The sequence below is a fragment of the Streptomyces sp. WELS2 genome, from assembly GCF_013870595.1.
Classification (GTDB): Bacteria; Actinomycetota; Actinomycetes; order Streptomycetales; family Streptomycetaceae; genus Streptomyces.
This window is the reverse complement of the sequence record NZ_JACBWZ010000727.1, coordinates 1-3,157: the sequence shown is the minus strand read 5'-3', so window position 1 is coordinate 3,157 and position 3,157 is coordinate 1. Positions and strand designations below refer to the sequence as shown.

2 protein-coding genes and 1 pseudogene are annotated in these 3,157 nt (G+C 72.8%); 1 reads left to right on the top strand and 2 read right to left on the bottom strand.

What is annotated here, in order from left to right:
- The coding region (locus H5J33_RS28835; protein WP_181797757.1) for an SGNH/GDSL hydrolase family protein at positions 1-836 on the bottom strand (836 nt) is incomplete at its 3' end.
- A gap of 161 nt (positions 837-997) precedes the next feature.
- On the opposite strand from H5J33_RS28835, the gene H5J33_RS28830 reads away from it, so the two are divergent.
- Complete coding sequence (locus H5J33_RS28830; RefSeq protein ID WP_181797756.1) at positions 998-2,389, top strand: cystathionine beta-synthase; 1,392 nt, start codon at positions 998-1,000, stop codon at positions 2,387-2,389.
- A 293-nt stretch (positions 2,390-2,682) separates the two neighbouring features.
- Here H5J33_RS28830 and H5J33_RS28825 read toward each other — a convergent pair.
- Positions 2,683-3,157, bottom strand: a pseudogene (locus H5J33_RS28825) (transcriptional regulator); the annotation flags it as partial.

Sequence of the window (3,157 nt, the reverse complement as noted above, 5' to 3'; positions counted from 1 at the left end):
CGGTCCTCCTCCGCCGGCCACAGCCCCAGCGCCGCGCACACCGTCGGCAGGATGGCCATCGCCGCCGTGGCGTACCCCTCCGCCGACGGGTGGTAGTTGTCCGGCCCGAACAACTCCCGCGGATTCGCCTCGAACTCCGGCCCGAGCAGATCCCCCAGCGACACCGTGCGCCCGCCCTGCGCCACCACCCCGATCGTCTGGGCCGCCGCCAGCTGCCGGGACGCCCGCCGGGCCAGCCACCGCAGCGGCTGCTGCACCGGCTCGATCGTGCCGAGGTCCGGACAGGTGCCGGCCACCACCTCCGCGCCGGCCGTGCGCAGCCGCCGTACCGCCGTCGACAGGTGCCGTACCGACCGGGTCGGCGGGATCCGGTGGGTCACGTCGTTCGCGCCGATCATGATCACGCACACGTCGGGGACGGGCCCGGGCGCCGACAGCAGCAGCCCCACCTGACGGTCCAGGTCGTCCGACCGCGCCCCGGTGACCGCCACGTTCCGCAGCTCCACCGGGCGCTCCGCCACCGCCGCCAGCCCCGAGGCCAGCAGCGCCCCCGGTGTCTGGCCCGCCCGGTGCACGCCCTGCCCCGCCGCCGTGGAGTCGCCGAGCAGGGCCAGCCGCAGCGGCGGTTCGCCCGGGATCTCGTAGGCGTGCCCGTACACGCCGTCGGCCACCGGCACCCGGCCGCTGAGCCCGTTGCCCAGCTGCCGCCGGGCCAGCCGCACCTCCGCCAGCACCAGTCCGACGACGGCCGCGCCGACCAGACCGGCCCCCCCGCCGCCGTACGCCGCCCCGGCCGCGATGCGCCGGGCCACCCGCGCCCTCGACATGCTCGTCATGCGTCGCCGCCACCTCCTCGTAGCCGTACACCCACTCCTTGCCCCGTACGGACCGTGCGTCAATCTCAACGGCGAGTGAACGGCCGCGCGCGCCGTGCGGCTGGCCTTAGGCTGGCGACACCACTACGAACACACCTTTTTTGCAGCGACCGGAGACAACGGTGCAATACCACGACTCGATGATCAGCCTCGTCGGCAACACCCCGCTGGTGCGGCTCAACAACGTGACCAAGGGCATCCGGGCGACCGTGCTCGCCAAGGTGGAGTACTTCAACCCCGGCGGCTCCGTGAAGGACCGCATCGCCCTGCGCATGATCGAGGCCGCGGAGAAGAGCGGGGAGCTGAAGCCGGGCGGCACGATCGTCGAGCCGACCAGCGGGAACACCGGTGTCGGTCTTGCCATCGTGGCCCAGCAGAAGGGCTACAAGTGCATCTTCGTCTGCCCGGACAAGGTGAGCACCGACAAGATCAACGTGCTGCGCGCGTACGGTGCCGAGGTCGTGGTCTGCCCGACCGCCGTGGCGCCGGAGCACCCGGACTCCTACTACAACGTCTCCGACCGGCTCGTCCGTGAGACCCCGGGCGCCTGGAAGCCCGACCAGTACTCCAACCCCAACAACCCCCTCTCGCACTACCACTCCACCGGTCCCGAGCTGTGGGAGCAGACCGGGGGGAGGATCACCCACTTCGTGGCGGGCGTCGGCACCGGCGGCACCATCTCCGGCACCGGCCGCTACCTGAAGGAGGCCAGCGAGGGGAAGGTCAAGGTCATCGGCGCCGACCCGGAGGGCTCGGTGTACTCCGGCGGCTCGGGCCGGCCGTACCTGGTCGAGGGCGTCGGCGAGGACTTCTGGCCGACCGCCTACGACCGCTCGGTCGCGGACGAGATCGTCGCCGTCTCCGACAAGGACTCCTTCCAGATGACCCGCCGGCTGGCCAAGGAGGAGGGCCTGCTGGTGGGCGGCTCCTGCGGCATGGCCGTCGTGGCCGCGCTGGAGGTCGCCGAGCGGCTCGGACCGGACGACGTCGTGGTGGTCCTGCTCCCGGACAGCGGACGCGGCTACCTCAGCAAGATCTTCAACGACGAGTGGATGGCCGACTACGGCTTCCTGGAGGACGAGGGCCCCAGCGCCCGCGTCGGTGACGTCCTCAGCGACAAGGTCGCCGGTTCCATCCCGTCCCTGGTGCACATGCACCCGGAGGAGACCGTCGGCCAGGCCATCGAGGTGCTGCGCGAGTACGGCGTCTCGCAGATGCCCGTCGTCAAGCCGGGCGCCGGCCACCCGGACGTGATGGCGGCCGAGGTCGTCGGCTCCGTGGTGGAACGGGAGCTGCTCGACGCCCTGTTCAGCAAGCGCGCCTCGCTGGACGACCCGCTGGAGAAGCACATGTGCTCCCCGCTGCCCCAGGTCGGCTCCGGCGAGCCGGTCGGCGACCTGATGCAGGTGCTGGGCGAGGCGGACGCGGCGATCGTCCTGGTCGAGGGCAAGCCGACCGGCGTGGTCAGCCGGCAGGACCTGCTCGCCTTCCTGGCCAAGGGCGGCAACAAGTAGCCGAGTCCGGCGCGGGGCCGGGGTTCGCGCAAGTGGTACGAGCGTGTCACGTGCGCGCAGCACCCGCTTAACACGCGTCCGGCAGATTGGAGGGCGTCGGCAGGGCGGGATCGGCTCCCCGCCCGGGCCGGCGCCGAACGGCGCCAGGACCTCCGGAGCGGCTCCCGGACCTCCATGGACGCCATGGACGCGCACGTCCGGTCCCGACCGGCCCGCGTCCCTCGCGGGGACCGCCGTCGTCCCGCCCCCCGGCAACGGGGGTGCGGCGGTCCCCGCGACAGTCCTTCCGGCGGTCAGACGCCGGCCCAACTCCCCAGCAGGGCGAGGCGCTCCGCCGTCTCCGAGCCCGGTTCCGGGGTGTAGACCACGAGGGTCAGCTCCGGCTGGGACGGCACCGTCAGGGTTTCGTAGGGCAGCGTCAGCAGGCCCGCGACCGGGTGCCGGATCCGCTTCACGCCGTAGGAGCACTCCCGGACCTCGTAGTCCGCCCACATCCTGCGGAAGTCCTCGCTCTTCACGGAGAGTTCGCCGACCAGCGCGCACAACTCGGCGTCGTCGGCGTACCGCCCGGCGCCGACCCGCAGATGGGCCACCGCCTGCGCGGCCACCGCCGCCCACTCGGGGTACAGCTCCCGGGCGCCCGGATCGAGGAAGAGCTGCCGGGGCACGTTCCGTTCGGCAGGCGTCATCCGGCCGTAGCCGCTCAGCGCGTCGGCGAGCGCGTTCCAGGCCGGCACGTTCATGCGGTGGTCCACCGCGAACGCGGGG